Source organism: Streptomyces johnsoniae (assembly GCF_031845565.1).
Lineage (GTDB): Bacteria > Actinomycetota > Actinomycetes > Streptomycetales > Streptomycetaceae > Streptomyces > Streptomyces johnsoniae.
In genome coordinates this window covers 1-3,359 of sequence record NZ_JAVREV010000042.1, presented here as the reverse complement: position 1 = coordinate 3,359, position 3,359 = coordinate 1, and the positions used below count along the sequence as shown (strand labels likewise).

The 3,359-nt window shown below is 70.9% G+C and carries 2 protein-coding genes; both read right to left on the bottom strand.

Annotation, left to right across the window (positions count from 1 at the left end):
* A partial coding sequence (locus RM779_RS33145) for a beta-ketoacyl synthase N-terminal-like domain-containing protein (protein WP_311621513.1) occupies positions 1–229 on the bottom strand: 229 nt, incomplete at its 3' end.
* 32 nt (positions 230–261) lie between these two features.
* A complete protein-coding gene (locus tag RM779_RS33140; RefSeq protein ID WP_394813452.1) occupies positions 262–3,357 on the bottom strand; it encodes a type I polyketide synthase in 3,096 nt (1,031 codons plus the stop codon).
* Positions 3,358–3,359 lie beyond the last annotated feature (2 nt).

Below are 3,359 nucleotides of genomic sequence, written 5' to 3'. Positions count from 1 at the left end.
CCCAGCCCCGGTCCTCAGGAAAATCCGACACCGCATCCACCCCACCCGCCACCAGCCGCCACAAATCCTCCGGCGACCGCACATCCCCCGGGAAACGGCAGGCCATCCCCACAATGGCCAGCGGTTCCGACCTTGCGGCGGTCAGCTCGCGGTTCTGCTGCCTCAGGAGTTCGGCCTCCTTCAGCGAGGCCCTCAGCGCCCTGACGACTTCTTCACTGGATGCGGTCATCGTCGCACTCCGAATCTCAGGTCACGTACCGGTCAGTGATCGCCCAGCGCTACACGTACGAGACTGGCCACGTCCATGGTGTCCAGCGTGTCCACAGCGGCCGTTTCGTCAGGCACTGTTGCCGCCGCATCGGTTTCGGCAAGCCGAAGCAGCGTCGCCACCAAGCCGGCTTCCCGGTATCGGGCCAGGGGAATGGATGCCAGAGCCCGGCGGAATTCCGCTTCACTGGTGTCCGCGGAATCGTCCTGCGGAGGGACGGGGAAAAGTTCCGCCTGAAGGTGGCGTGCCACCGCGGCCGGAGTGGGGTGGTCGAAAATCAAGGTCGGGGAAAGGCGGCAGCCGGTCGCCGCATTCAGCCGGTTGCGCAGTTCGAGGGCTGTCAGGGAGTCCAGACCCAGGTCGAGGAATCCGCGTTCCGGGTCGACCGATGCGGCTGCCGCGTGCCCGAGCACGGTGGCCACGTGGCCACGGACGAAGTCCAGGAAGGCGCGGTCGCGTTCGGTGCCGGAGAGGGCTTCGAGGCGCCGCTGCAACGCACCGGCCGTCTCGCCGTCGGCCTGGCGCCGGGCGGGAGTCCGCACGAGGCCGCGGAGGAGGAACGGTACCTCGCCGCGCATCCGTGCCCCGGCCGTGTCCAGCAGCGCAGGGACCAGCACCGCGCGGGTATCCGCCACGGCGGCGTCGAACAACGCGAGCCCCTGTTCCGTCCCCAGCGGCAGCAGACCGGTGCGGCCCAGGCGCCGCACCTCCTCTTCACCGAGATGGCTGGTCATGCCGCTCGCACGAGCCCACAGTCCCCAGGCGAGAGACGACCCACTGAGGCCCGCCGCCCGGCGGTGGTGGGCGAGAGCATCGAGGAAGGCGTTCGCGGCGGCATAGCTGCCCTGGCCCGCGTTGCCCAGCAGGCCCGCGGCCGAGGAGAACAGGACGAACGCCGACAGGTCGTAGCCGCGCGTGAGTTCGTGCAGGTGCCACGCCGCGTCCACCTTCGGCCGCAGCACCGTGTCGATGCGCTCCGGGGTCAGCGAGGCGATCACCCCGTCGTCCAGGACACCGGCGGTGTGGACGACGCCGGTCAACTGCACCCCGGCGAGCGCGGTGGCCAGTGCCTCCCGGTCGGCGGCGTCACAGGCCACCACGGTCGCTTCCGCGCCCAGCGCGGCGAGGTCGGCAAGCAGCTCCGCCACACCGTCCGCGTCCGGGCCCTGGCGGCTGATCAGCAACAGGCGCCGCACGCCGTGCGCCTCGGCGAGGTGGCGGGCGACCAGGCTGCCCAGCGTTCCGGTGCCGCCGGTGATCAGCACGGTTCCCTCGCCGCCGAACACCGGCGTGCGGTCGCCCGCGGCACGTTCCGTCCTGGTCAACCGCGGGACGCGGGCCAGGCCCGAGCGCACGACGATCTGCGGCTCGCCGCTGGGCAGGGCCGCCAGCAGCGCCGCGAACGAGGCGCGGTGATCGTCGATATCGGCGAGGACGAGGCGCCCCGGGTTCTCCGACTGGGCGGAACGGACCAGTCCCCACAGCGGTGCGCGGGCCAGGTCGGTGACCTCGCTCTCCGGCACGTCGGCCACGGCGCCACGGGTGAGCAGGATCAGCCGGGAGGAGGCGAACCGCTCGTCGCCGAACCACTCCTGCACCAGCCGCAGCGCTTCGCCCGTCGCGGCGCGTGCCGCCTCGGCTGGGCTCTCCCCGGCCGGCGGGGACAGGAAGGGGGCGATCACGATGTCGGGAACCGGCGAGCCGAATGCCGACAGGCCAGGAACGAGCGGCAGTGAAGTGCCCAGGCCGTCCGGGCCAAGCAGCGCGACACCGTCCGCCCGCGGCGGGGTCGATGGCGATGCCGGCTGTGCGGCGCCGCCCGGTAGGGGCAGCCATTCGACGTGGTGAAGCGGCGTGTCGCGCCGCTGGGCCGATAGCTGCTGGGGCGTGACGGGGCGGAGGGTGAGCGATGCCACCGTGGCGACGGGCGCGCCCGTTTCGTCGGCCAGGGCCAGGCTCATGGTGTCCGGGCCGGTCGGCGTGAGCCGCACCCGCAGGGCCGTCGCGCCCGTGGCATGCAGGGTCACCCCGGTCCACGAGAACGGCAGCCGGACGCGGTCCGCGCCTTCGAGCAGTCCGGCGTGCAGGGCCGCGTCGAGCAGTGCCGGATGCAGGTCGAAGTCGTCGCCGTGCCGCTCCTCGGGCAGCCGCACCTCCGCGAAGATCTCCTCCCCGCGCCGCCACGCCGCACGCAACCCCCGGAACGCCGGACCGTAGGTGAAGCCGGTGTCGGCGAGCCGGTTGTAGTCGACCGGCACCGGAACGGCACCCGGCGGTGGCCAGGTGCCCTCCCACGCGGGCGGCTCGGGGTCCGGCTCGCCGGACAGCACTCCGGTGGCGTGCTGGGTCCACGGGGTGGCCTCATCCGGCCGCGCGAACACCCCCACATCACGCCGACCCACCTCATCAACCACCCCCACCCGCACCTGCACATCCACCCCACCCCGCTCCGACAACACCAACGGCACCCGAAGCGTCAACTCCTCCAACCGCCCCCCACCACACAACCCCAACCCCACAAACACCGCCCCCGGCACCAACACCGACCCCCACACCCCATGATCCCCAAGCCACCCAAACCCCTCCAACGACACCCGACCCGAAAACACCACCCCACCACCACCAGCCAACTCCACCCCACCACCCACCAAACCCCGACCCCCCACACCCGAACCACCCAACCAAAACCGCTCCCGCTCAAACGCATACGTCGGCAGATCGACATGGCAATACCCCTCAAAAAGCCGCCCCCACTCCACCCGCACCCCATGCACCCACGCCTCACCCACCGACCTCAAAAACCGCCCCAACCCACCCTCACCGCGCCGCAAAGAACCAACAGCCACCCCGTCCTCGAACCCCGGCACCAACACCGGATGCCCACTGCACTCAATAAACACCGCATCCCCCAACCCCCGCACCACCTCATCAAACCGCACCCGCTCCCGCAAATTCCTGAACCAGTACTCCGCATCCAACCCCGCCGTATCAAACAACCCACCCGTCACCGACGAATAAAACGGCACCCGACCCGACCCCGGCACCAACCCCGCAAGGTCTTCGAGAATCTGATCGCGGATCGCATCCACCT